Below are 24877 nucleotides of genomic sequence, written 5' to 3' on the forward strand. Positions count from 1 at the left end.
CCGCTCTTTCACAGAAACCACCAGAGATAAGTTATATCTTCTCCACCTGAGTATAATCCAACTCAAGCGGGGTTTCCCTGCCGAACATGTTGACGTGAACTTTCAGCTTGCTCTTGTCGTGGAGAATCTCTTCAACCGTTCCGACAAAGTTCGCGAAAGGCCCGACCTTCACGCGGACGTTCTCTTTCAATTCGAAATCGATGACCGGCTTCGGCTCTTCCATGCCCATGTGCAGCAGAATTTGCTCCGCTTCCTCGGGCAGGAGCGGCGTCGGCTTCGATCCCGAACCGGTAGACCCGACAAACCCGGTCACGCCGGGCGTGTTGCGGACCACGTACCAGGAATCGTCCGTTTGAATCATTTCAACGAGAACATAGCCGGGATACACTTTGCGCATCACGGTTTTCTTCTTGCCGTCCTTGTTGACGATCTCCTCTTCCATCGGCACCAGCACGCGGAAGATCTTGTCCTGCATCCCCATCGACTCCACGCGCCGCTCCAGGTTGGTTTTCACCTTGTTCTCATACCCGGAGTACGTATGGACAACATACCATCTTTTCTCCATCGATGTCACCTTAGGGTCCGGCGTCAAATGACGAGATCGACGAGCTGGGAAATCACGATGTCCAGCACCCAGAAGTAGATGGTCACCAGAATCACGGTCACGATAACGACGATCGTGTAGCTGATGAGTTCCTTACGTTTGGGCCAGCGGACTTTCTTCAATTCGTTCCAGGCATCGCCGAAAAACGAAAAAAAGGACCCGAAGCTCTGTTTCATTTTGGCCAGGAAAGTCACGTCCAAACCTCCTAGAACTTACCGAGTTTCGCGATGAACGTGATGTTCATTGCAGAACTTGCAGTACTTCTTCAGCTCGATGCGTTCGGAATGCGTCCGCTTGTTCTTGCTGGTCGTATAATTCCGTTGCTTGCAGTTGGTGCAAGCCAGCGTAACCACTACCCGCATGTGTTCCACCTCCCGGGTCTGCCAACCTCTTAAACATATTGAATCCGAGCGACGACCTTGTTCCGCCGCGCTACGACAACGAAACCTGGCGTTTCGCCCGAGATTCAGGACCTGCGCACAGAACTCCACCTTAAGGTTACTGAAATAATTTATCACAGGGCCTATTTGATGTCAATGAAAAGGTTCCCGGCAGGTTTCGGAAAGTCCGTGACTTCGGCCTCAGAGCTCATCATCATTCTACCAACTTTTCGCCCTCTTTAACCATGGGGAACGAGAATAAATGCCGTCCGTCCGCCCGTTGTCCGCGGAAACGGCGAAACGGCGGGTTTCAGCCGGTCCGGACAAAAAAACGCCGGCGCGATCATGCTGCCGACGATTCTTATGTATCGGGCTAGCCCCCAAAATCCCGGACTTCGAGATATCGTTCCAGCTTGCGTTTCACGCGCTGCAGCGCATTGTCGATCGACTTGACGTGCCGGCCGAGGTCCACCGCGATTTCCTGATAGGAACGCCCGTCCAAATAGAGCATCAGCACCTTGCGCTCGAGGTCGCTCAGGATTTCCGACATCTTGTCTTCAAGACCGAAAAATTCTTCCTGATTGATGATCATTTCCTCCGGATCGCACACTTTCGAGCCGCAGATGACGTCAAGCAGCGTCCGGTCGGAATCCTCGTCGTAGATGGGCTTATCCAGAGAAACGTACGAGTTCAAGGGAATATGCTTCTGGCGCGTCGCCGTCTTGATCGCGGTGATGATCTGGCGGGTGACGCACAATTCGGCGAAAGCCTTGAAGGAGGCGAGCTTGTCGCCCCGGAAATCCCGAATCGACTTGTACAGGCCGATCATGCCTTCCTGGACGATATCTTCCCGCTCCGCGCCGATCAAAAAGTAGGAACGCGCCTTGGCCCGAACGAAGTTGCGGTACTTGTGGATCAGGTATTCGAGCGCCTCGGAGTTTCCTTCGTGCACAGCTTCCACGATATCCTCGTCGGTCTTGAAGTCATATTCGTGTATGGCCAGCTCGTTTACGTCTAAGCTCACGAATCATCCCTCCGACCGTCAAGGCAAGTTGATCTAACAAATGCGAAACGGCTGCTCCGTCATCATTGAGGCGACTTCCAAATGGCAGAGACGAGCTGAACAATCGAAAAAAGAATTTATTAATTCCGAGCCGTCAAGTAAACTACCAATCTTATTCCAATATACTTGATGAAACCTATAGCGTCAACCGATGAGACTAGAAATGACAAGGCTTCCCGGGTTTCGACACGAAAAAATGGGCGGGATGGCGGGCGCATCGCCCCGGCATTCACGCTTGATTGTCGTCTTCGGCCAGCTTTCCGCCCCTCCGCAGCCGCTCAAGCCGAAGCTGGACATCGGGACTGACCACGCCTCCGAGCGGATTCCGCTTCGGAGGCGGTTCGCGGCGGATCATGCGCTCGATCTCCCTGCGCCCTTCCTCTACGGCGAGCTGCAGCTCCCTGGCCGTCACGCGGAACGCCCCCCGGCCGAACGCGACCGTTTGCTCCACTTGATCGGATGTCGCCACATAGACGTTGCGGCGCACCGATTTCATCTCTCCGACGAGCCGCTCGATGCATTCGTCCGCCGTTTCCTTCTCCCGGGTGAACACGACCTTAAGCCGGTGATGGCGAAACGACGCCCCGGCTCCGGGAACCCGGAACGCATCGAAGACGACGGTGATCTTGACGCCGGAATAGCTTTGGTATTCGGCCAGCAAATCCAGCAGGCGGTCCCGCGCGCTCTCGAGCCGTTCCTGCTTCAGCTTCTCCAGCTCGGGCCAGGCGCCGATGATGTTGTAGCCGTCGACGATCAGGCAGTCCTCACGGCGAAGCATGCCCGCCCTCCAGGGCGCGCGCTTGTCCTCGGCGCTGGCGCACCGCCTCGTACAGGATGACGCCCGCCGCCACGGACGCGTTCAGCGAATTGATGCGCCCGAACATCGGCAGCGACAGCAGAAAATCGCACTTCTCGCGGACGAGCCGGGACAGTCCCCTGCCCTCGCTGCCGATGACGATCGCAAGCGGCCCCGTCAGATCGGCCCCGTATACGTCCTGGGAAGCCGCCGCGTCGGCGCCGGCAATCCAGACGCCCGCTTCCTTCAGGCGTTCGATCGTCTGCGCCAGGTTCGCCACCCGGGCGACCGGGACGTATTCGACCGCACCGGCCGACGTCTTGGCCACGACCGCCGTCAGGCCTGCGCTGCGGCGCTTGGGAACGATGACGCCGTGCGCGCCGGTGCAGTCCGCCGTGCGCAGAATCGAACCGAGGTTGTGAGGGTCCTCCACTTCGTCCAGCAGCACGAGCAAAGGCGCTTCCCCGCGTTCGGACGCGCGGGCGAGCAGGTCCTTCACGTCGAAGTAAGAAACGGCGGCCGCCTGGGCGACGACGCCCTGATGAAGAACACCGGGCACGAGGCTGTCCAGCTTGCGCTTGTCGACAAACTGGACGACGACGCCCCTTGCCTTCGCTTCGTCGGCAATCGGCTGCACCAGGCTTCGCTGCGCCTGGTTGGACAGCCATATTTTGTTGAGCGCCCGGCCCGCCTTGAGCGCCTCCAGCACGGGATGCTTGCCGGCCAAATACTCCCCGGACAGGGCGGCCTCCTCCGCGTCCCGATCGCGCTCCGCCGCATCCGCGCGCGCCGGCGGCAGCCCGCGCTGCCGCTCGCTGTCCTTGCGGCGGCCGCCCGTGCGGGCGCCTCCCGTTGCTGCCGATCCGGCGGGTCCTTCCCCCGGACGGATTCCCCCATGCGTCCTCCGCGACGATTCCGGCGTTCCCGGAGGGCGCGTGCGTTTACGATCGCTCATCACCTGTTCATCCTTTCTCACTCGTTCGTCTTCTGATCATCGGTAAACGCCAAATCGATAAGCTGCTCCAGCCGGTCGCGAAGGCCTTTGTAGTAAAGATAGCCCACCAGGCATTCCAGGGCGGTGGCATGCCGGTAATCTTCCGGATCGGCGTTGCGCGGGGGCTGGCCGGATTTCGCGTTGCGGCCCCTGCGCACGACATCCGCCTCCTCTTCCGTCAGCAGCGGCTGCCAGCGGCGAAGCAGCTTCGCCTGGGCGGCCGCCGACACGTAGCGCGTAGCCGCCCGGTGCAAATCCATCGGCTTGCGGGTGAAGGCGGCGATCAGCCGCTGGCGGATGTACAGCTCGAACACCGCGTCGCCGGCATAAGCGAGAACGATCGGGGACAGCAGCTCCACCGGCGCGTCTTTCGGAAGCTCGGGGGCGATGACGGCGGCTCCGGGCATTCCGCGTTTCGGATTTGCCGTCATTTCCGTCTCCAACGGACGCCTTGCGGCGTATCTTCCAGAATGATCCCCTTGGCGGCGAGCAAGTCGCGAATTTCGTCGGCGCGGGCGAAATTGCGGGCTTTGCGCGCTTCGGTCCGCTCGGCGATCAGCGCTTCGATTTCCTCGTCAAGCAGGCCGCCTTCGCTTTCGGGAGGCAGAAGTCCGAGAATGCCGTCAAACTCCTCGAACAGCTTGAGGATCAGGCGCAAATCGTCCGGGCTCACCCGCTCCCGCTGCAAGTAAGCGTTCGCTTCGGAGACAAGCTGGAACCACGCCGTCACCGCGTCCGCCGTATTGAAGTCGTCGTTCATCTTGGCCTGAAATTGCTCGGCCAGCTCCATAAGCCGCCGCTGCAGCCGCTCGTCGGCGGAAGCCGCTTCCGCGCCGTCCGGCGTCCCGGCCAGCCGGTGCTTGACGTTGTCGCGGCAAGTCGCGAGCCGGCTGACGCTGTTTTCCGCCTGGCGGATCGTTTCGTCGCTGAAATTGAGCGGGCTGCGGTAATGCGTGGCCAGCATCACGTAGCGAATCGCCTGCGCGCTGGTACGCTTCAGCAGCTCGCGGACGTTGATGACGTTGCCGAGCGATTTCGACATTTTCTCGTTGTTGATGTTCACAAAGCCGTTGTGCATCCAGTACCGCGCGAGCGGAGCGCCGGTCAGCGCTTCCGACTGCGCGATCTCGCACTCGTGGTGCGGGAACTGCAGATCGTGTCCGCCTCCGTGAATGTCCAGCGTATCGCCTGCGAATTTGCGCGCCATGGCGGAACATTCGATATGCCAGCCCGGCCGGCCGTTCCCCCACGGACTGGGCCAGTTGATTTCGCCGGGCTTCGCTCCCTTCCACAGGACGAAATCCTGGGGATTCTCCTTGCGCTCGTCCACCTCGACGCGGATGCCGTACTGCAGCTCGTCGAGACGCTTGTGCGAAAGCTTGCCGTAACCGGGAAATTTCGAAGTGCGGTAGTACACGTCGCCGCCGCTTTCGTACGCATAGCCTTTTTCCACCAATTCCTCGATAAACGCTACGATTTCCGGAATGTTTTCCGTCACGCGCGGATTCATCGAAGCCGGACGAACGCCCAATGCCTCCCGGTCCTCTTCATAACCGGCAATGAACCGCTCGGCCAGCTCGGGAACCGAAATGCCCAGCTCGTTGGCCTTGCGGATCATTTTGTCGTCGACATCGGTAAAATTCACCACGTAGTTCACCTTGTACCCGATCGATTCCAGGTAGCGGCGAACCACGTCGAAAAAGATGACCGGCCGGGCGTTGCCGATATGGATGTAATCGTACACGGTCGGTCCGCAAACGTACATGTTGACCTGTCCCGGATGAATCGGACGGAACGTTTCCTTTTCCCGCGTCAAACTGTTATAAATCGTCAGACTCACGAAAGACATGCTCCTTTGTTCATCTTGTTTGGGTTAATCTTGTTTGGCCGCGCCGACGGGCTTGCGCGGCGTTCCGGCTTCGTCCGCCGGTTCCTTTTCCCCTTTAAGCTGCCTGATCTCCTCTTTGAGCTCGTCGATTTCTTTCTGCATCGCGCGGAACGTTTCGATGATCGGGTCCGGAAGATTCGTGTGATCGAGCCGGTCGCCGACCCGCTCTCCGTTGCGTTTGACCACCCGTCCGGGAATGCCGACGACGGTGCTGTCGGGCGGCACCGGGCGAAGGACGACGGAATTGGCTCCGATATTGGAGTTGTCGCCGACCGTAAACGAGCCCAGCACCTTGGCGCCGGATGCGATGACGACGCGGTTGCCGATCGTCGGGTGGCGCTTGCCCTTTTCTTTGCCGGTCCCGCCGAGCGTCACGCCTTGGTAAATGACCACCTCGTCCCCGATCTCGCACGTTTCCCCGATCACGACCCCCATTCCGTGATCGATAAACAGCTTTTTGCCGATCTTGGCGCCGGGATGGATTTCGATGCCGGTAAAAAACCGGCTGATCTGCGAAATGATCCGCGCCACCGTATACCACCGCTTGCGGTAGAAAAAGTGCGCGATCCGGTGCGCCCAAATCGCATGCAGGCCGGAGTACGTAAACACGACCTCGAACTTGCTTCGGGCGGCGGGATCGTTCTCAAACACCGCTTCGATGTCCGATCGTATCGTATCCCAAAACCCCATGCTGCTCGAACCTCCCCTATTTCTCTCTGCCTCGTGCCGGCCAAAACGTTTGCGCCGCCGGTCGCCGGGCGTAAACGCCCCTCGGTTCGCCCGGTGCCGCCCGTCAAGTCTCCTTGAAGGCTCCGCAATCAAAAACGCCTCCGCAGCTTTGCGCTGCAGAGGCGTTCGAATACGCGGTCCCACTCTGCTTGAGCCCTTTCGCCCGCCCGAAGCACGCAAAAAAGCCCCACTCTACCGGATCTTAACGGGTTCCCCCCGGCACCGCTTACCAGACGAAAAACGGGCGCAGCCGGTTTGCTCGCTCACGGTTCACGCTGTCGTGTCACTCGCGCCGATCCGTTTCCGCAATCCCGGCCGAACCGCCCAAGTCGCTCGGCGGCACGGCTCCCAGGTGCATTTCGGTTCCGTCGGAATAGGCCGCTTCCAGCCGAGGCGGCCCTCTCTGGTCATTCCGGAGCGAAACGTACTCTCCTGTTCATCGCAGTTGATTCCATATCCTTATCGTTACCGCAAGTATACCTTTTCCGCCCGGCTGTGACAAGGCTCCGGCGGCGGGAATGGGTGGAATTCCCGCGCCGTCCCGGCGGAACGAAGGCTCGGCCGGGTTGCCCGTTGCGGCGGCGCCGGCTTGGCGGCGCGGCAGGGCGGGCAGCCGCGAGCCGCGGGCGGCCGCGGGAAGCTTCAGCCCAGCGCGGCCGAAAGCCGCTTCAGCACGGTAGAACGGCCGAGCAGCCAAATGCAGCCGTTCAGGTCCGGGCCGTGCGTCTGGCCGGTCAAAGCAATGCGGATCGGCATGAACAGCCCTTTCCCCTTCACGCCCGTTTCCTTCTGCACGGCCTTGATCGCCGCCTTGATCCCGTCGACCGTAAAGCCTTCCTCTCCGAGCTCCTCCACCTGGCGGGAGAAGGCGCGCAGCACGTCCGGCACGGACGGCTCCGCCATGACGGCTTTGCCTTCGTCGTCCGGCTCCTGCGGCTCGGTGAAGAACAGATCGGACAGCGGCACGATCTCCGCCCCGAAGCGCAGATGGTCGCGAAGCAGCGCGACCAGCGCCGTCGCCCACTCCAGATCCGCGGGACCGGGCTTCTCCGGCAGACGGCCCGCCTTCTGCAAGTGCGGCAGGCACAGCCCGACGACGCGCTCGAGCGGAGCGGCCTTGAGGTAATGCTGGCTCAGCCAGTTCAGCTTCGCCGTATCGAAGACGGCCGGGCTCTTCGACAGCCGGTTCGCATCGAAGATTTCGATCAGCTGCTCGCGGGTGAAGATTTCCTCCTCGCCCTCCGGCGACCAGCCGAGCAGCGCGATGAAGTTCAACAGCGCCTCCGGCATATAGCCGAGCGCATCGTATTGCTCGATGAACTGCACGATCGATTCGTCGCGCTTCGACAGCTTTTTGCGCTGCTCGTTGACGATCAGCGTCATGTGGCCGAAGACGGGCGGCGTCCAGCCGAACGCTTCGTAAATCATCAGCTGGCGCGGCGTGTTCGTAATATGGTCTTCTCCGCGCAGCACATGCGTAATCTCCATAAGGTGATCGTCCGCCGCCACGGCGAAATTGTAGGTCGGAATGCCGTCCTTCTTGACGATGACGAAATCGCCGAAATCTTCGGATCGGAAGGAAATCTCACCCTTTACCATGTCGTTGAAGGTATAGGTGCGGCCCTGCGGCACGGCGAAGCGGACGCTCGGCACCCGACCTTCCGCTTCCAGGCGCTTGCGGTCCTCCTCCGTCAGATGGCGGCACCTGCCCGAATACTTCGGCGTTTCGCCCCGGGCAAGCTGCTCCTCCCGCTCCCGCTCCAGCTCTTCCTCGGTGCAGTAGCAGAAATAGGCGAGGCCGCGGTTCATCAGATCCTGCCACAGCTCGCGGTAAATGCCGAGCCGCTCCGTCTGGCGGTAAGGACCGTACGCCCCTTCGCGGTCGACGCTTTCGTCCCAATCGACGCCAAGCCATTTCAGGTAGGTCAGCTGATTCTGTTCGCCTCCCTCGACATTGCGCTTCACGTCGGTATCTTCAATGCGAATAATAAAATCTCCGCCATGATGGCGAGCGAACAAATAATTGAAAATGGCGGTTCGCGCATTGCCGATATGCAGATGCCCGGTCGGGCTCGGCGCATAGCGGACGCGCACTTTGTCGGTCATGGCCCGTTCTCCTCCCATCGCGATTCGTCCTTCAATTCATTCCGAAATCATAGCACATCCCGGACAAGGCAAACAATCGCCTGCGCGGCGATCCCCTCGCCTCGGCCGGTGAAGCCCAGCTTCTCCGTCGTCGTCGCCTTCACGTTCACCTGCGAAACGTCGCATTCGAGCGCGCGGGCGATCACCTCGACCATCGCCGGAATATGCGGCGCCATCTTCGGCGCCTGGGCGATGATCGTAGCGTCGGCGTTGCCGAGCTTGTAGCCCCGCTCCCGCGCCAGGCTCCAAACATGCTCCAGCAGCTTGACGCTGTTCGCGTCCTTGAACGCGGGATCGGTGTCGGGAAAATGCTTGCCGATATCCCCGAGCGCCAGCGCCCCGAGCACCGCGTCGCTGATCGCGTGCAGCAGCACGTCCGCGTCGGAATGCCCGAGCAGCCCTTTCTCGTAGGGAATGTTCACGCCCCCGATAATGCATGGGCGCCCCTCCGTCAGTTGATGCACGTCAAAGCCTTGACCCACTCTGATCATCTTGAGTCCGTTTCCTCCCGCCGACGCCTGGCAAGAAACAACTCCGCCACCGGCAGGTCTTCCGGCGTCGTAATTTTCAAATTGCGGTAATCTCCCTCCACGATCGCCACCTTGCGCCCCCGGCGCTCCAGCAGCATCGCGTCGTCCGTCGCCGCCGCCCCCTCGAGCCGGGCGAGGCGGTGCGCTTCAAGCAGCTCCTCGCGGACGAACGCCTGCGGCGTCTGCACGGCCCACAGCAGGCGGCGGTCCGGCGTGTCGACGATAAAGCCCCGCTCGTCCGCCACCTTGATCGTGTCCTTCACGCGCACGGCGAGCGCCGCCGCGCCGTGCCGCTCCGCCGCCCGGCAGCAGGCTTCGATCTGATGCGGCGCCACCAGCGGCCGCGCCGCATCGTGCACGAGCACGCCTTGCGTCGAAAGCGCGGCAAGCCCCGCGAACACGCTGTCCTGGCGCTCAGCGCCGCCCCGTACGATCGCGCTCACCTTGGCAAAGCCGCCTTCGCGCACAACCTCTGCGGCCCGCGCTTCCTCGCCGGGGGCGACGACCAGGACGACCGAGGCAACCGTGCCGCAGCGCTCGAACGCCTCAAGCGCATAGGCCAGCACCGGGCGCCCGGAAAGCGGCAAATACGGCTTATTGTCGCCGGCTCCCATCCGCGTTCCGCGGCCTGCGGCGACGATAACCGCTCCCCAATCCATGTCCCCTTGCTCCTCTCCCGATAAACGCAACAAAAGGCGAGACAACAAGCGCTTGTCCCGCCCGCATGCTTATAATCATACCTTGTCAGAGCGCTTTTTCCAATAGCTTGGGCTTGGCGAAAATCATCCGCCCCGCCGAAGTCTGAAGCACGCTGGTCACCAGCACCTCCATCGTCGTGCCGATAAAATCCCGCCCGCCTTCGACGACGATCATCGTGCCGTCGTCCAAATACGCGACGCCTTGGCCGTGCTCCTTGCCGTCCTTGATCACCTGCACGAAGATTTCTTCGCCCGGCAGCACGACCGGCTTGACGGCGTTGGCCAGATCGTTGATGTTGAGCACCGATACGCCCTGAAGCTCGCAAACCTTGTTCAGATTGAAGTCGTTGGTCACGACCTTGCCCCGCATGGCCTTCGCCAGCTTGACCAGCTTGCTGTCCACTTCGCCCGGCTCGTCGCCTACGTCTTCGTGAATGAGCACCTTGACGTCGAGCTCCTTCTGGATTTTATTCAAAATGTCCAGCCCCCGGCGGCCGCGGTTTCGCTTGAGCAGGTCCGAGGAATCCGCGATATGCTGCAGCTCTTCCAGCACGAACTCGGGGATGACCAGCGTTCCTTCGATAAATCCCGTCTTGCAAATGTCGGCGATCCGGCCGTCGATGATGACGCTCGTATCGAGAATTTTGTGCTCCTCGTAGTGCGGCCCTTCCTCCTTGACCGGAACCGCGGCGGCCCGTGCCGCCATCCACGCCCCAAGCTCGTCCTGCTTGCGCGCCGAAAGCCGGATTCCCGCATAGGCGAGCAATACGGCCGCCAAAGCGGCGAGCACGTTGCCGACCCGCGGAACGTCCGAGATCAGCGGAAACAGCAGCGCGGACAAGGCAAGTCCCGCTCCGCCCCCCGCCGCACCGACAACCAGCGTCGGCGCGGAATATTCGGACAGGCGGTCGATTCCGCGCGCAAGCTGCGCCATCAGCGGACCCGACAGCGCCGTGGCCGCGAGCAGTCCGATCATGGCGCCGATGGCCGCCCCGAGCCAGCCGCCCCCGGCGGACAACGTGCCGATCCCGCCATTCGTCAATCCCGTCATGCCGGTCCCCCATACCGCCCATTCTTTTCCCCATATGCCGCCAAGCAGCGCTCCGGCCGCTTGGATCGCGCGTTTCATCATCATAAAAATCACTCCTCGTTTCGAATTGCTTGTAGCTGGCGCAAAACAAAAAACCATCGTCATAAACCCAAAATTTAGTACTAGTATGATCCAAATTCCGGGCCGTTAATCTTCCGTTCCGATTTTTTTGCCAGCCTCTTCCTCAATTCTGAGCGTTTCTTCTTTTGAAAAGCCGGCCGCCTTACTCTATAATGAGGTAAGAAAAGCAAAATACGGTAAACGAGGTGAAATCGGGTGAGCGCAACATCGCTGCAGGAGTTCCAGCGGCAAGTGTCGGAACTCTTGCTCCGTCACCGCAGTCTGCTTGACGTCGTCACGAAGTTTGCCCAATCGAACGCATCGGTCAACCGGTCGGTGGCGAAAGCCATTACGGAATGCGGCTGTATCGAACTGAACGCCCGCCATCAGGGTTTTACCGCGGATATGGAGCTCGATCAGGCCAAGCGCCAGTCGAAATCGCATATGGCCGGGGAGCTTTGCGAACATTGCCGGGAAGCCGTCCAGGCCGAACTGGGCAAAAATTTGTTTTATATGTCGGCGCTGTGCAACTTGCTGGACGTGAATTTGGACGAAGTCGTCGCCAAGGAAGCCGACAAATGCTCCACGCTGGGCTTGTTTAATCTGACTTGACAAGCAAAAACGGCGCTTAGGCTTAACGGAAGCTGGCGCGCGCGTTTCGCGTTTCGCGCGGAAACGAGAAAACGGGCAAAACGTAAGCGCCGTCCACCCGTTTCGGACATGCCCCGTTTTGCCTTCGCCGCTTTAGAAGGGGGTCGTTCGTGTCCTTGGAGCAACTACCGGTTAAGACGCATCCGGCGCCCGCCCTTTCCCCGCAATGCGCCCGGCCGATCGGCAGCGGCGGCCGACTCCGGCCGCGGGCCGGGAACGCGCGACGGACGCTGCTGCAATTCGCCGTATTCGCCTTGCTGCTGGCCGCCGGCATTTGCGCGGCAACCGTCGTCATCGACCCGCTGCAGTTTTACCGCAAATCCGTTCTGTTTCCGCCCGTCTTTTCCACGGAGCAGCGCTACCAGAATCCCGGCCTGGCCAAAAACTACGACTACGACACGATTATCATCGGCACGTCCATGACCGAGAACTTTCTGCCGTCGGTGGTGAACAAGGCGTTAAACGGCAAGACGATGAAGCTCTCCATGCGGGGCTCGACGGCCGACGAGCATTACAAAATCGCCAAGCTTGCGCTGGAAACGGGGCATGTCAGGCAAGTGCTGTGGGGACTGGACTATTTCTCGCTGAAGAAAAACGATCCGGAAGCGGCGGCGGATTTTCCCGAATACTTGTATGACGATCATTGGTGGAACGACTATCGGTACTGGTTCAATTATTCCGTATACGAGATGTGGCTGAAGGGGATTGCCCGCGGGCTTCTTCCGGGCGGCAGGCAGGACCTGGAGCATTTGAACAACTGGAACGACGAATCGGCATTCGGCGCCGCCAAGGTGGTGAACAGCTACCGGAACGCGAAGCGGGAGGAGGCTTATTTCAGCCTGAACGAGGAACCGTTGGACGAGATCCAAGACCGCTTCAACCGGTATATTTACGCGCTGGTCGAAGCGTTTCCGGATACGGAATTTTATTTCTTCTATCCTCCCTACACCGTGCTGCGCCAGGAGGTGTGGAAGGCGACCAACGAGGTCCGCTACCGCAACCAGCTGGAGATGGGCGTGTGGATGTTCGAGCGGCTGGACAAGCTTCCGAACGCGAAGGTGTACAATTTTCAGACCGAGTCGGACTGGACGTACAATCTCGATCTGTACAAGGACTTGTCCCATTACAAGCAGGACGTCAACACGGCCATCGCCGAAGCGATCGGCAGAGACGACCCGAAATACCGGATGACGCCGGAAAACGCGGCTTTGTTCGCCAGGACGCTGGAACGGCAGCTGCAAACGCTCGTGCTGACGCCGGACCTTCAGGTGCTGAACGCGGAGACGGTCGTGGCGGATGCGGAAGGTTCCCGGTCTCCGCAGTGGTCCGCCATGACGGCCCCCGGCCCAAGCGAGCTGTCCGTCCCGGCGAAGGAGGCCGCGCGTGCGATCGGCGCGGAGCTTGGTTGGGATCAGCGGACCCGTACGTTAACGCTGTCGCGCGGCGGGCAAACGCTGAAGATGCGGGCCGGCCGCACGGACGCGGAAGCGGACGGCCGCGCCGTCGATCTTCCGTACGCCCCCGTGCTGACCGGAGGTACCGCCATGATTCCGCTGCGCGCGGTGTGCGAATATCTCGGCCTGCACGTCGAAACGGAGCGGCCGGATGCGCATACGATCCGGTTCACGATCCGGTTGCGGCCCGCCTAAGCGGTAACCATCCCTTAAGCGGCAGCGGCGCCGCTCTCCCTGCGGAGAGACGGCGCCGCTTTCTTATGCGCTATGCTTGGATTGTCCCGGATTGTCCGCGGAAGCCTGCCGCTTGCGCAGGCGCCTGGGCACGAGCCGCATGAGACGCTCAACGTTTTTTTTTAGTCCCCAAACCGCATACAGCAGCAGCAAAGCCAGAATGAATCTTGGAATCGCCGTCGGAAACTGGAAGGCGAGCAGAACCGCCGCCAGCACGACGAGCGGAATCGCCCAGACCGCCGCTTTGGGTAAACCGACTTTCTTGAAATTCGGATATTTGATGCTGCTGACCATCAGGAAAGAAAGCGCCAGCGTGCTGACCAGCAGCAGCGAAACGTGCAGTTCCTGGTCGAACAGCGCAAGCGTCGCCAGGACGCCGCCCGCGGCCGGAATCGGCAGCCCGATAAAGTAGCCCGGTATCCCTTCGATCACATTGAAACGGGCAAGCCTCAGCGCCCCGCAGATCGGAAAAATGGCGGTGACGATCCACGCCAGAGCGGGATTGACGTCGGTAAAAGCGGCTTGATACATAATAAAAGCGGGAGCGACTCCAAACGATATGACGTCCGATAAAGAATCCAGCTCTTTGCCGAATTCGGTTTGGGCGTTCAGCGCCCTCGCCACCCGTCCGTCCACTCCGTCAAGCAGCATGGCGATGATCACCAGCAAGGCGGCGCCTTCGGCCCGGTCGTTAAACGCCAGGATAATGGCGAGAACGCCCAGAAACAGATTGCCGACGGTAAACAAGCTGGGTATGGATTTCGCGATCATCGATTTCACCTCGATTTTACTCGGCTCCGCCGATCGGTTCGCAAAGACAACCTGCGGACGAAGTCCGTTCGGCGACGTCGGACCGCGATAACGGCCGCTTTTTCCTGGCGCCGAAAGCTTATCTGCGCTTTGTTCCTTCAGCGGGCTTCAACTTCCGGGAGCGCTCCAGCATTTTCCTTATCAGTGCAAAACAGGATGTGCAATGCCGGCGATTTACGCCATCTAACCATTCTAGTCTGCCTATATCTGTCTGTCAATAAACACCTGCTCCTGAATTCTTTTCAAGCCTTCCTGAATCGTCCGGGCCCGAACCTCCCCGATTCCGTCCACCTCGTCCAGCTCTTCGATCGAAGCCATCAGAATGCGGGACAAGGCGCCAAACCGCTCCACCAAGTTATGTATGATCACACTCGGCAGCCGCGGGATTTTGCTGAGAATCCGGTAGCCCCGGGGCATCACCCCGTCTTCGGACAACATGTTCACGGACGGATAGCCAAGCGTGCGGATCAGGCAGTTCGTATCCAGCAATTCGTCGTTGGACAGCTTCTTCAGCGCCGACTCGATCTCGCGGATTTTGTCGTCGCTGGCGTCCCGCGCATAATCCTTGAGCAGCAGGCGCATCTCTTCCTCGGCCGAGCCGACGAGTTCCTCCATCTGCATGCGAATCAGCCGGCCTTCGTTGCCCAGCTCCAATACGTAGCGGTTGATTTCCATTTTGATCCGCAAAACCATTTCCGCCCGCTGGATGACGTAAGCCACTTCGTGCATCGTCACCAGTTCCTCGAACTCCAGCGCCGACAGGTTCGTCAGCGCCTGGCTGTAAACCGCCCGGTATTTCTCCAGCGTTTGAATCGCCTGGTTGGCCTTGGTCAGAATCACGCCCATTTCCTTGAGCGCGTAGCGCAAATTCCCCTGATACAGCGTGATGACGTTGCGCCGTTGGGAAATGGAGACGACGAGCTTGCCCGTTTGCTTGGCCACCCGCTCCGCCGTCCGGTGACGGATGCCGGTCTCGGTGGACGTGATCGAGGAGTTGGGAATCAGCTGCGTATTCGCATACAAAATCCGCTTGGCGTCCTCGCTCAGAATGATGGCTCCGTCCATCTTGGCGAGTTCGTACAAATAGTTCGGGCTGAATTCGCAATTGATCGAAAAGCCGCCGTCCACGACTTCCATCACTTCGGGACTGTACCCGACCACAATAAGCGCGCCCGTTTTGGCCCGGAGCACATTTTCCAGGCCTTCCCGAAACGGCGTGCCGGGCGCCACCATTTGAAGAAGCTGGTTCATCGTTTGGTGCTGTTGATGCTCTTTCTCCTTGGTCTCTTTCATCGTCTGCTCGGCTCCCCTATTCCAACGCAGCCTTCAGCGCTTCCGCGACCGTCCGGACTGCGATCAATTCGATTCCTGCGGGCGGCTGCCACCCTTTTACGCTCAGTTCGGGCAAAATGACCCGTTTGAAGCCCAGTTTCACCGCTTCCTTCACCCGCTGCTCCGCGCGGGATACCGCCCGCACTTCCCCCGTCAGGCCGACCTCGCCGAAGACGACGTCGTACGGCCGGGTCGGCAGATCTTTAAAGCTCGACGCCAGACTTACGGCCGCGGCCAGATCGGCGGCGGGTTCGTCAAGCCTTACGCCCCCGGCTACGTTGACATAAGCGTCCTGGTTCTGGAAAAACATGCCCATCCGCTTCTCGAGCACCGCAATGACGAGCGACATCCGGTGATGATCCAGCCCGGACGACATGCGGCGGGGCGATGGGAAATGCGTCGGCGCCACCAGCGCCTGCAGCTCCACCAGCACGGGCCTTGTGCCCTCCATGCTCGCCACGACCGTCGATCCCGACACGCCGAGCGGCCGTTCGGACAGAAACAACTCCGAAGGATTCGCGACTTCCCGCAACCCGTTCTCGGTCATGTCGAAGATGCCGATTTCGTTCGTCGAGCCGAAGCGGTTTTTGACCGCCCGCAACAAACGGTACGAATGATGACGTTCTCCTTCAAAGTATAACACGCAATCCACCATGTGCTCCAAGAGGCGCGGTCCCGCGATCGCCCCTTCCTTGGTCACATGGCCGACCAGCACGGTGGCGATTCCGTTCCCTTTGGCAATGCGCATAAACTGCGCCGTGCACTCCCGCACCTGCGCGACGCTGCCGGGAGCGGAGGCGACGTCGGGACGATAAACGGTCTGGATCGAATCGATGACCAGAAAATCGGGCCGAACCTCGCCGATCGCCTCGTCGATCAAATCGAGATTGGTCTCGCACAGGACGAACAGACCGCTGCTCAAGGCGCCGAGACGATCGGCGCGCAGCTTGGTCTGCCGCACCGATTCCTCCCCCGACACGTACAGCACTTTCAGCCCTTGTTTCGTCAAGGCGTGCGACGTTTGCAGCAGCAGCGTCGATTTGCCGATGCCCGGATCTCCGCCGACCAGCAGCAGCGAGCCGGGGACAAGCCCGCCGCCCAGCACCCGGTTCAGCTCGGCAAGCCCCGTCGTCACGCGCGCTTCACGTTCACTTTCTATATCTATGATGGATTTCGCCTTTTCTTTCACCCGAAGCAACCCGCTTCTGGGCACCTGCGCCTTGACCGGCGTCTCGGCTTCCTCCGTCATCGTGTTCCAGGACCCGCAGCCCGGGCATTTTCCCATCCATTTGGGCGATTCCGTCCCGCATTCCGTACATACGAATTTGATTTTGAGTTTGGCCATCCGAAAGCCCCTTTAACAGATACGATTACCCAAAGTGTACCATGTTCGGTTGCCGGGTTAAACCCCGTGCGGCACCGTTTATTGCATCCCGCGCAACCGGCGCTTCCGGGCTTGCCTCGCGGCTTTTCCGCCTCCGCTCCCTTCATGCTCGAGCGCCGCCCCCGCTTACCGCTTGCCGGCACCGCTTGAAACCCGCTCCGGCCGTCTCCGCTACCGGTACCACCACCACCGCCACAGCAACCACAACACCAAACCGACAAGCAGCAGGCCGCCGCTCAAATAAAACAGAACGAACAGCAGTTTGCTGAGCACAAGCAGCAACAGCACGATGAGAATCCCCACCAGAACGATCCCGATCGGATGCCTCCAGGGATACTTCCTGCGCCTTCGCATTCGATACATGCCCCGGCTCCTTTCCATTATGTCCGCAATAACGGCCTCTCGCCGCTTTCTTCCACCCTCCGCGGGCGGAGGGAGACAAGCGCCCGTGCCGCCGGCATTACTGCAACATATGACCTAGTCCCGCGGTTGGTGAGCGGCGGAACTTACGTGCGGGAAGCGAACGGACGCGCGAGGGTTTCGCTTCTTTCAAAGACCGGCCCCATATGACACAAAAAAGCTGCCGGAAGTCGTCGGACTTCCGGCAGCTTTCGTGCAGCCGCAGGCCATAAAGCGTGCCGGCATTGCAATCAGGTATTGCTCGCCACTTCGTTTTTCACGGTTACGACCAGTTCCCCGTCTTTTTCGTCGATGACGAGGGAGTCGCCTTTGTTGATCTTGCCGACCAGAAGTTCCTCGGACAGCCGGTCCTCGATGTGCTTCTGGATCGCGCGGCGCAGCGGACGCGCCCCGTATTGCGGGTCGTAACCTTCCTTGGCCAGAAACGCCTTCGCCGCATCGGTCAGCTCGAAATCGATGTCCTGCTCTTTGAGGCGCTTGCGCAGCTCGTCGGCCATCAGCGTGACGATTTGGGCGATGTGCTTTTCTTCGAGCGGATGGAAAACGATCGTCTCGTCGATCCGGTTCAGGAACTCCGGACGGAACGATTTCTTCAGCTCGGCCAGCACTTTTTCCTTCATGTTGTTATAATCGCGCCCTCCGTCCTGAACGGCCGTAAAGCCGAGCGCCGAGTTGCGCTTGATTTGGTCCGCCCCGACGTTGGACGTCATGATGATCAGCGTGTTGCGGAAGTCGACGGTGCGTCCCTTGGAATCGGTGAGCCGTCCGTCTTCGAGCACTTGCAGCAGCACGTTGAACACTTCCGGATGCGCCTTCTCGATCTCGTCAAGCAGCACGACGGAGTACGGCTTGCGGCGGACTTTCTCGGTCAGCTGGCCGCCTTCGTCGTAGCCGACGTATCCCGGAGGCGCGCCGACAAGACGGGAGGTGGAGTGCTTCTCCATGTACTCGGACATGTCGATGCGGATGACCGCGTTCTCGTCGCCGAACATGGCTTCGGCAAGCGCTCTTGCCAGCTCCGTTTTCCCGACGCCCGTAGGTCCGAGGAAGATAAACGAGCCGATCGGCCGTTTCGGGTCTTTCAGCCCGGCGCGGGAGCGGCGAACGGCGCGCGCGACGGCCTTGACCGCTTCATCCTGCCCGATCACCCGGTTGTGCAGGATTTCCTCCATCTTGAGCAGGCGTTCGGTTTCTTCTTCCGCCAGCTTGCTGACCGGAATGCCGGTCCAGCTCGACACCACCTGCGCGATGTCTTCGGGCGTCACTTCGGAATCGGTGCGCCCTTGCTTTTCTTTCCATTGGTTTTTCGTCGCTTCGAGCTCCTCGCGGATTTTTTGCTCGGTATCGCGAAGCGCGGCCGCTTTCTCGAATTCCTGGCTTTGCACGGCGGCGTCCTTTTCCTTGCGGATATCTTCAAGCCGCTGCTCCAGCTGCTTCAGGTTCGGCGGCACCGTGTACGAACGCAGACGGACTTTGGAGCTTGCTTCGTCGATCAAGTCGATCGCCTTGTCCGGCAGGAACCGGTCGGTAATGTAGCGGTCCGACAGCTTGACCGCGGCTTCGATCGACTCGTCGGTAATTTTCACGCGGTGATGCGCTTCATAGCGGTCGCGCAGCCCGCGAAGAATTTGGATCGCTTCCTCCGGCGTAGGCTGATCCACCGTGATCGGCTGGAACCGTCTTTCCAGAGCGGCGTCCTTCTCGATGTATTTGCGGTATTCGTCCAGCGTCGTCGCCCCGATGCACTGCAGCTCGCCGCGGGCAAGGGCCGGCTTCAGGATGTTGGAGGCGTCGATTGCGCCTTCCGCGCCGCCCGCGCCGATCAGCGTATGCAGCTCGTCGATAAACAGGATGATGTTGCCGGCCTGGCGGATTTCGTCCATGATCTTCTTCAGCCGGTCTTCGAATTCGCCCCGGTACTTGGTGCCGGCGACGACCGAGCCCATGTCAAGCGTCATGACGCGCTTGTCGCGCAGCGTTTCCGGAATTTCGTTGTTCACGATCCGCTGCGCAAGCCCTTCGGCAATCGCCGTCTTCCCGACGCCGGGTTCGCCGATGAGGACCGGATTGTTCTTCGTCCGGCGGGACAGCACCTGAATGACGCGCTCGATCTCTTTCGCCCGCCCGATGACCGGGTCGATGTTGTTGTCTCGGGCGCTGGCCGTCAAATCCCGGGCCAGACTGTCCAGCGTCGGGGTGCTGACGTTTGCGGACGGGCCGTGGCTTTGCGATACGTTCTCGCTGCTGCCGAGCAGTTGGAGAACTTGCTGGCGCGCCTTGTTCAGGCTGATGCCCAAATTGTTGAGAACGCGGGCGGCAACGCCTTCGCCTTCGCGGATCAGGCCGAGCAGAATATGCTCCGTTCCGACGTACGTATGGCCAAGCTTGCGCGCTTCGTCCATCGACAGCTCAATGACCTTTTTCGCGCGCGGCGTATACGCGATATTGGTCGGCTGCTCTTGGCCGCGGCCGATCAGCGACTCCACTTCGTCCTGGATTTTCTCAAGCCCCAGTCCGAGCGCGATCAAGGCTTTGGCGGCGATGCTTTCGCCTTCGCGAATCAAACCGAGCAAAATATGCTCCGTTCCAATGTTGTTGTGTCCCAGACGCACGGCTTCTTCCTGCGCCAATGCAAGCACCTTCTGTGCGCGTTCGGTAAATCTTCCGAACATCATAAGACAGCACCTCCCCGATTAATGTAAGAATAGATCATTTACGCTCTGGATGCCAGCTTTGTGCGAATCATTTGGGCCCGGGCCACATCCCGCTGTTCGGGCGACAGCGTTTCTCCGAACGCCTGCTGCAGAAATCCCGGCTGGGTGGACACGGTCAGTTCGTTGATCGTCTCCAAGCTCACCTGCGGGAGAAGCCCCAGGTGAACGCCCAGGCGAATGTCGGACAACCGCTGCGAAGCTTCTTTGGAATCGATGATGGTCGCGTAGGACAAAATGCCGAACGACCGTTTGATTCTGTCTTCGATGCGGGTCCGGGATTCCGTCATCAGCTTGCTGCGGGCGGCCTTCTCATGCCCGATGATTTGCTTTGCGACGGAATGCAGATTGTCGATGATCTCTTGTTCCGATTGGCCGAGCGTAATTTGGTTGGAGATTTGGAACAGGTTTCCCGTCGCCTCGCTGCCTTCGCCGTAAAGCCCGCGGACCGCAAGCCCGACCTGCGTCACCGCCGTCAAGATCCGGTTGATCTGGCCGGTCAGCACGAGCGCCGGCAGGTGCATCATGACCGAAGCGCGGATGCCGGTTCCCACATTCGTCGGACAGCTGGTCAAATAGCCCCGCTTCTCGTCGAACGCGTAATCGACGCTCTCCTCGAACAGATCATCGATCTTGCTGGAGAAATCCCAGGCTTCCGGAATCTGGAATCCGGGATACAGGCATTGGATGCGCAGATGGTCTTCCTCGTTGATCATGATGCTGACATCTTCGTTCCGGCTCAGGATCAGCGCGGCGTTGCGGGATTCGTTCGCCAGCATCGGGCTGATCAAATGCTTTTCGACCAGCACAAGCTTCTCCAGCTCGGTCAGATCGCTGAGCCGGATCGCCTGAACCGAGTCGACCCCGTTCAGCCGTCCGCTCTCCGCGACGCTGAGCAGCTGTTCCATCACCTTCGCCGATTGCGCCGAATTGGCGAACATCGGAAAAGGATACTGCCGCAGGTTGCGGGCGATGCGCACCCGGCTGCTGAGCACGACGTCCGATTCGGGAGCCGGCCTTCTCATCCACGGACTTAACGCCTCTTTAAATGGTTGCTTGTTCACGAAGATCCTCTCCTTCGTCAACCGGTGATTTCCTTCTCGAGCTCCCGGATGCGGTCTCTAAGCTGCGCGGCCGTCTCGAAGTCCTCACGGTCGATTCGGGCCTGCATTTCTTTTTTGAGCCGGTCGATTTCCCGCTTGGTCTTCAAATGGCCGCCGGCCCGCTTCGGCACTTTCCCGACGTGAACCGTGTTGCCGTGCACCCGCTTGAGCAGAGGATCCAAACGTTCCGAAAATTCTTTATAGCAATGGCTGCAGCCGAACTTGCCCATTTTGCTGAATTGCGCATAGGTCAAGCCGCATTTTTCGCAGCGGATCACCTCGGGTTTTGCTCCGACGCCGGAAGGCTCGAAATCCAGCAAGCCGGACAGAAGATTATGGATGGAGAACCCGCTTGCCGTTCCCGGAATCATTTCGCCTTTTTCCCGGGCGCACGCTTCGCAAATATGCAGTTCCGTCTTTTCGCCGTTGACAATTTTCGTGAAATGGAGCGTGGCCGGCCGTTTTCCGCATTCCTGGCAAACCATCGTTCTTCCTCCTTTCCGCTTGCCCGCTTACGCTTGTTTTGTCAACAGGGCAAGCAGCGCCGTCCTCAATATTCTTGCCCGCAGCTCGTCCCGATATGGCAGCTTGACCGCCAGCGCATCCCGGGATATGGCTGCTTTCAGCAAACTCGCTTCCCGGCTTGTCAGAAACCGGGCTTCCTCCAGTTGATAAATAAGTCCCTCGGCCGCGGTCTGATCGATCCGGTCGCCGATCGTTTGCTGAATGTGGCCCTGAACCGCCTCAAGCGAGGGCAGGTTCACGCGCTGGATTCGGATATAGCCTCCGCCTCCGCGCTTGCTTTCCACGTAGTACCCTTTTTCCAGCGTAAACCGGGTACTGATGACGTAATTGATTTGCGAGGGGACGCATGAGAATTTCCCAGCCAAGTCGCTGCGCTGAATTTCCACGGCGCCTTCCGAGCTGTTTTGAATAATCTGCTTCAAATAATTCTCGATCAGATCGGAAATGTTGCGCACCACAGAACCTCCTTTCCGGAGCGCTTTCTGACTTTGACTTTCTTTGACTATACGCTTATTATAATCGATCTTGTTTATTTTGCCAAGAGGGGAACGTCATTGCCTTTTGTAAGTATGGGAAAGGCGGCCGTCCTTTATTCATCCCGGTTGGACCCGCTGCTGCCCCGCAGATCGGAAGGATGAAATGCCCAAAAGACGTCCCGCCGAAAAGAACCGGACAAGGCCGGCCGCCCTGATCGCCGTGCGGTACGGCTGGTTTCGGCTGCGCCGGCCTGTTTGTCCTTCTCTTGCTAGATTTCAGAAAAAATCGGCCAAGTACGGGGTTAAGGAAGGCACTCTTCGCTCCAGAACCGAAACGGCTTCCCCGTCGCCTTGAAGCCGGCCCCAACGGGCCATCTGCTCCGGACGGCGGTTGCCCAGCAGCAGCGCGGTCAGCGTCTGGATGTCGCAGGCGATGCCGGCGCCGGCCGATTGCCGCTCTGTCTGCTGCATGCGGGCCGTTCCGTCCCGATCCCATTCCAGCCGGAACGTTCCGTTGTTCCAGGGGGCGTGCCGGTCGATCAGCGTGATCGTCAACGCCTCGTCCGCGCTTCCCGGCAAAAACGGATATTGCGCGACAAAGCCCGCAGCGTCCACGATTCTGGACATGAAATAAGGGATGATTTCCTGCTTGAAGCGCGGGTCCGCAAACCAAAACGAAGTCGCGTCGTCTACCGGAACCGTCATCGCGATTTTATCGGCCATTGAGTCGTGGTTGGCGACAAAGCTCCACAGTCCGCGCCGGGCTTCCTCCGTCAGGGCGGCCCATTCGTGGACGGTCATGAGCCGGTTGCGCACATCGTATAATATGTAACCTTCCGGCGTTCCGTCTCCGTTCCGGTACAGCGCCGCAAGCCCCGGTTTGGACAGCGCCCTTTGCTCCCACCATTCCTCGGACCGCTTCAGCATCCCGGTATAGCGGCGGGCAAACCGTTCGTAAACCCCGTTTAACGCACTCGCCTCTTTTGGTATCCGGACAACTTGGCCGGCGAAACCCTCAATGGCGGGCAGCTGTTTGGACTCGATTTCATACTGCTTGCGTTCGATCGTCATTTCCCAGCCGTATTTGCGGTAAAACGGAAACGAAAAAGGATGCAGCATGCTGACGGTTTGCCCCTGCCCGCGCATCACCCCGAGCGCATGCGCAAGCAGCTTCGCGACACAGCCGTGCCTTCTCGCCTCCGGCCAGGTCGCCACGCCGGCGACGCCCCCCATTTTCAGCGAACGCTGCCCGATGTAGATTTCGAGCGGCGCCAGATGCAGCGCGGAAAGCAATTTCCCCTCGTCATCAAAAGCGCCCCATTGCTCCTCCGGCCGAAACCGGGCCTTGCGCTCCTCCCGCTGCTGTTCCGTCAATTCAAGTTGGAACGCAAACTCGGATAAAGCCACCCGTTCTGCCGCTTCCTCTTTCGTCAATTGGCGAATGCGCATGTCCGCCGACCTCCTCTCCCCATTATGATACCTCAATTTCCATTTACAGGCACGTATTTCCATACGGCGTTGGAAAACAAATAGCCGTCTCTCCGGCCGGGCCGAACCGAATATTTACGTTGACGAAAGCCTGGTGTGAAGTGTAATTTAGTTTTTAAAACGTAAGTAAACTGTTTTCCAAACGAATCCCTTTCAAGAATCGCATCTGTTCTCAAACGATGGAAGAGACGCATTTAAGCATTCGAGGCCGTGCCGGGACCGGAGCTCATCGTTCGTCGATCGGGCGGATCGGCCGAATAAGCCGGAAAGGTGGAGAAGGATGGATACCGGAAAGCAAGAGGTGCCGGCTTTGTCAGCGGACGGCAGGACATGGTACCGGAAAAAGAGAAATATCGCCCGGATCGGCGTCGTTCTGCTTTGGCTCGTAGCGAGCGCCGTCATATTCGCGAAGTACGAGTCGATCGAACGAACCGTACTGTGGAGCGAGACCAGCATGACCTGCGCTTTGCTGCTTTTCTACAGTTTCTTCGTGTCCTACGCGTATCGGATTGCCAAAACGAAACAATACGTCAAATCCAAATTCCTCTGGCTTTTGGCCGTCCTTCTCGGCTTCATGGTGCTTTACATTGTGCAGATGCTGGCGATGGCATTGCTGGACGTGGCCGAGGGGCCGATCACGAAGCAAATTACGGTTGCCGACCGATGGGACCCAAAGCGGGGAGGAGACAACATTATAACAACGGATGGCGGCCACTACGAGCTGTTTTCGGAGAAGGTGGCGATGAGAAAAGGCGGCACCTACAAGGTGATCATCTTCCGTTACAGCCGTAAAATGGTCGGGTTGGAGCAGATCGCGCCATAATTTCATCATTGAATTAACCGCAGCGTTTCGGTATGCTGCGGTATTTTTCGGCACTTATCGTTTATCATGTTAAGGATACGCGTTGAAATTTTACCGCGGATATTCGGGGGAGATCGTCCGGATATTGTTAAAAAGCAGAGGCAGGGCGCATTTGTGGAAAATAAAAAACGCCCCAAAGGGCGTTTCGGGAAATGTTATGCAATGCGGTTTGCACCTTGATAACCGGATACGAAACGATGCGCTGTTGTCGTTGCTTTAGGATAAGCCCTCGACCGATTAGTACTCGTCAGCTCCACGCGTTGCCGCGCTTCCACCCCGAGCCTATCAACCTGGTGTTCTTCCAGGGGTCTTACGTATTGGGAAATCTCATCTTGAGGCGGGCTTCGCGCTTAGATGCTTTCAGCGCTTATCCCTTCCGCACTTGGCTACCCAGCTATGCTCCTGGCGAAACAACTGGTACACCAGCGGTGCGTCCATCCCGGTCCTCTC

General features: G+C 59.5%; 25 protein-coding genes and 1 rRNA gene. 3 read left to right on the forward strand and 23 right to left on the reverse strand.

Going from position 1 to position 24877, the window contains the following annotated elements:
* Window positions 1-31 precede the first annotated feature (31 nt).
* The 13 genes from nusG to F560_RS0114405 form a co-directional block, all read right to left on the reverse strand.
* Window positions 32-565 carry a transcription termination/antitermination protein NusG gene (gene nusG / locus F560_RS0114340; RefSeq protein ID WP_019006435.1) on the reverse strand — a complete coding sequence of 178 codons (534 nt, stop codon included), beginning with the start codon at window positions 563-565 and terminating at the stop codon, window positions 32-34.
* A 23-nt stretch (window positions 566-588) separates the two neighbouring features.
* Entirely contained in the window at window positions 589-798 is a 210-nt protein-coding gene (gene secE / locus F560_RS0114345; RefSeq protein ID WP_019006436.1) for a preprotein translocase subunit SecE, read from the reverse strand.
* Between the two features lie 18 nt (window positions 799-816).
* Window positions 817-966, reverse strand: a complete 150-nt coding sequence (gene rpmG / locus F560_RS0114350; RefSeq protein ID WP_019006437.1) for a 50S ribosomal protein L33 — start codon at window positions 964-966, stop codon at window positions 817-819.
* Window positions 967-1357: 391 nt separating this feature from the next.
* Window positions 1358-2008, reverse strand: coding sequence for an RNA polymerase sporulation sigma factor SigH (sigH, locus tag F560_RS0114360; protein ID WP_019006439.1), 651 nt, complete (start codon window positions 2006-2008; stop codon window positions 1358-1360).
* Window positions 2009-2276: 268 nt separating this feature from the next.
* Window positions 2277-2825 carry an NYN domain-containing protein gene (locus F560_RS0114365; RefSeq protein ID WP_019006440.1) on the reverse strand — a complete coding sequence of 183 codons (549 nt, stop codon included), beginning with the start codon at window positions 2823-2825 and terminating at the stop codon, window positions 2277-2279.
* Window positions 2812-3585 (reverse strand): 23S rRNA (guanosine(2251)-2'-O)-methyltransferase RlmB, encoded by a 774-nt coding sequence (gene rlmB, locus F560_RS0114370; protein ID WP_026298293.1) that lies wholly within the window; start codon window positions 3583-3585, stop codon window positions 2812-2814. Before rlmB ends, F560_RS0114365 begins: the two co-directional genes overlap by 14 nt.
* A 230-nt stretch (window positions 3586-3815) precedes the next feature.
* Window positions 3816-4268 carry a ribonuclease III domain-containing protein gene (locus F560_RS0114375; RefSeq protein ID WP_019006442.1) on the reverse strand — a complete coding sequence of 151 codons (453 nt, stop codon included), beginning with the start codon at window positions 4266-4268 and terminating at the stop codon, window positions 3816-3818.
* Window positions 4265-5677, reverse strand: coding sequence for a cysteine--tRNA ligase (gene cysS, locus F560_RS0114380; RefSeq protein WP_019006443.1), 1413 nt, complete (start codon window positions 5675-5677; stop codon window positions 4265-4267). The genes F560_RS0114375 and cysS overlap by 4 nt, the downstream gene beginning before the upstream one ends.
* A gap of 33 nt (window positions 5678-5710) precedes the next feature.
* Window positions 5711-6415 (reverse strand): serine O-acetyltransferase, encoded by a 705-nt coding sequence (cysE, locus tag F560_RS0114385; protein WP_019006444.1) that lies wholly within the window; start codon window positions 6413-6415, stop codon window positions 5711-5713.
* Window positions 6416-7096: 681 nt separating this feature from the next.
* Window positions 7097-8560: a glutamate--tRNA ligase gene (gltX, locus tag F560_RS0114390; protein ID WP_019006445.1), complete on the reverse strand. Its 1464-nt coding sequence runs from the start codon at window positions 8558-8560 to the stop codon at window positions 7097-7099.
* A gap of 47 nt (window positions 8561-8607) precedes the next feature.
* Window positions 8608-9090: a 2-C-methyl-D-erythritol 2,4-cyclodiphosphate synthase gene (ispF, locus tag F560_RS0114395; protein ID WP_019006446.1), complete on the reverse strand. Its 483-nt coding sequence runs from the start codon at window positions 9088-9090 to the stop codon at window positions 8608-8610.
* Window positions 9087-9788, reverse strand: a complete 702-nt coding sequence (ispD, locus tag F560_RS0114400; protein WP_019006447.1) for a 2-C-methyl-D-erythritol 4-phosphate cytidylyltransferase — start codon at window positions 9786-9788, stop codon at window positions 9087-9089. Before ispD ends, ispF begins: the two co-directional genes overlap by 4 nt.
* An 85-nt stretch (window positions 9789-9873) precedes the next feature.
* Complete coding sequence (locus tag F560_RS0114405; RefSeq protein ID WP_425393285.1) at window positions 9874-10959, reverse strand: PIN/TRAM domain-containing protein; 1086 nt, start codon at window positions 10957-10959, stop codon at window positions 9874-9876.
* A 234-nt stretch (window positions 10960-11193) separates the two neighbouring features.
* Between F560_RS0114405 and F560_RS0114410 the strand changes: the two genes are divergently transcribed.
* Both F560_RS0114410 and F560_RS0114415 read left to right on the forward strand, forming a co-directional pair.
* The gene (locus F560_RS0114410; RefSeq protein WP_019006449.1) at window positions 11194-11589 is read left to right on the forward strand and encodes a nucleoside triphosphate pyrophosphohydrolase family protein; all 396 of its coding nucleotides are present in this window, start codon (window positions 11194-11196) and stop codon (window positions 11587-11589) included.
* Window positions 11590-11744: 155 nt separating this feature from the next.
* Window positions 11745-13277, forward strand: a complete 1533-nt coding sequence (locus F560_RS0114415; protein ID WP_156829002.1) for a copper amine oxidase N-terminal domain-containing protein — start codon at window positions 11745-11747, stop codon at window positions 13275-13277.
* 63 nt (window positions 13278-13340) lie between these two features.
* Here F560_RS0114415 and pssA read toward each other — a convergent pair whose 3' ends face one another.
* The 9 genes from pssA to F560_RS0114460 all read right to left on the reverse strand — a co-directional run bounded on the left by pssA (window position 13341) and on the right by F560_RS0114460 (window position 23526).
* The gene (gene pssA, locus F560_RS0114420) at window positions 13341-14087 is read right to left on the reverse strand and encodes a CDP-diacylglycerol--serine O-phosphatidyltransferase (protein WP_019006451.1); all 747 of its coding nucleotides are present in this window, start codon (window positions 14085-14087) and stop codon (window positions 13341-13343) included.
* 240 nt (window positions 14088-14327) lie between these two features.
* A complete protein-coding gene (gene disA, locus F560_RS0114425) occupies window positions 14328-15419 on the reverse strand; it encodes a DNA integrity scanning diadenylate cyclase DisA (RefSeq protein WP_019006452.1) in 1092 nt (363 codons plus the stop codon).
* Window positions 15420-15435: 16 nt separating this feature from the next.
* Window positions 15436-16803, reverse strand: coding sequence for a DNA repair protein RadA (gene radA / locus F560_RS0114430; protein WP_019006453.1), 1368 nt, complete (start codon window positions 16801-16803; stop codon window positions 15436-15438).
* A 210-nt stretch (window positions 16804-17013) separates the two neighbouring features.
* The gene (locus F560_RS0114435; RefSeq protein ID WP_019006454.1) at window positions 17014-17205 is read right to left on the reverse strand and encodes a hypothetical protein; all 192 of its coding nucleotides are present in this window, start codon (window positions 17203-17205) and stop codon (window positions 17014-17016) included.
* A 287-nt stretch (window positions 17206-17492) separates the two neighbouring features.
* Window positions 17493-19937 (reverse strand): ATP-dependent protease ATP-binding subunit ClpC, encoded by a 2445-nt coding sequence (clpC, locus tag F560_RS0114440; protein WP_019006455.1) that lies wholly within the window; start codon window positions 19935-19937, stop codon window positions 17493-17495.
* A 38-nt stretch (window positions 19938-19975) separates the two neighbouring features.
* Window positions 19976-20998: a protein arginine kinase gene (locus F560_RS0114445; RefSeq protein WP_051088340.1), complete on the reverse strand. Its 1023-nt coding sequence runs from the start codon at window positions 20996-20998 to the stop codon at window positions 19976-19978.
* A 56-nt stretch (window positions 20999-21054) separates the two neighbouring features.
* Complete coding sequence (gene mcsA / locus F560_RS0114450; protein WP_019006457.1) at window positions 21055-21561, reverse strand: protein-arginine kinase activator protein McsA; 507 nt, start codon at window positions 21559-21561, stop codon at window positions 21055-21057.
* A gap of 27 nt (window positions 21562-21588) precedes the next feature.
* A complete protein-coding gene (locus tag F560_RS0114455) occupies window positions 21589-22056 on the reverse strand; it encodes a CtsR family transcriptional regulator (protein ID WP_019006458.1) in 468 nt (155 codons plus the stop codon).
* 297 nt (window positions 22057-22353) lie between these two features.
* On the reverse strand, window positions 22354-23526 hold the full coding sequence (locus F560_RS0114460; RefSeq protein WP_019006459.1) for a GNAT family N-acetyltransferase: 1173 nt from the start codon (window positions 23524-23526) through the stop codon (window positions 22354-22356).
* Window positions 23527-23845: 319 nt separating this feature from the next.
* Here F560_RS0114460 and F560_RS0114465 point away from each other — a divergent pair, with 319 nt between their 5' ends.
* Window positions 23846-24388, forward strand: a complete 543-nt coding sequence (locus F560_RS0114465; protein ID WP_019006460.1) for a hypothetical protein — start codon at window positions 23846-23848, stop codon at window positions 24386-24388.
* 256 nt (window positions 24389-24644) lie between these two features.
* Here the strand turns inward: F560_RS0114465 and F560_RS0114470 are convergent.
* Window positions 24645-24877 (reverse strand): 23S ribosomal RNA (locus F560_RS0114470); the annotation flags it as partial.

Source organism: Cohnella laeviribosi DSM 21336 (assembly GCF_000378425.1).
In the GTDB taxonomy this organism is placed as follows: Bacteria; Bacillota; Bacilli; order Paenibacillales; family Paenibacillaceae; genus Cohnella; species Cohnella laeviribosi.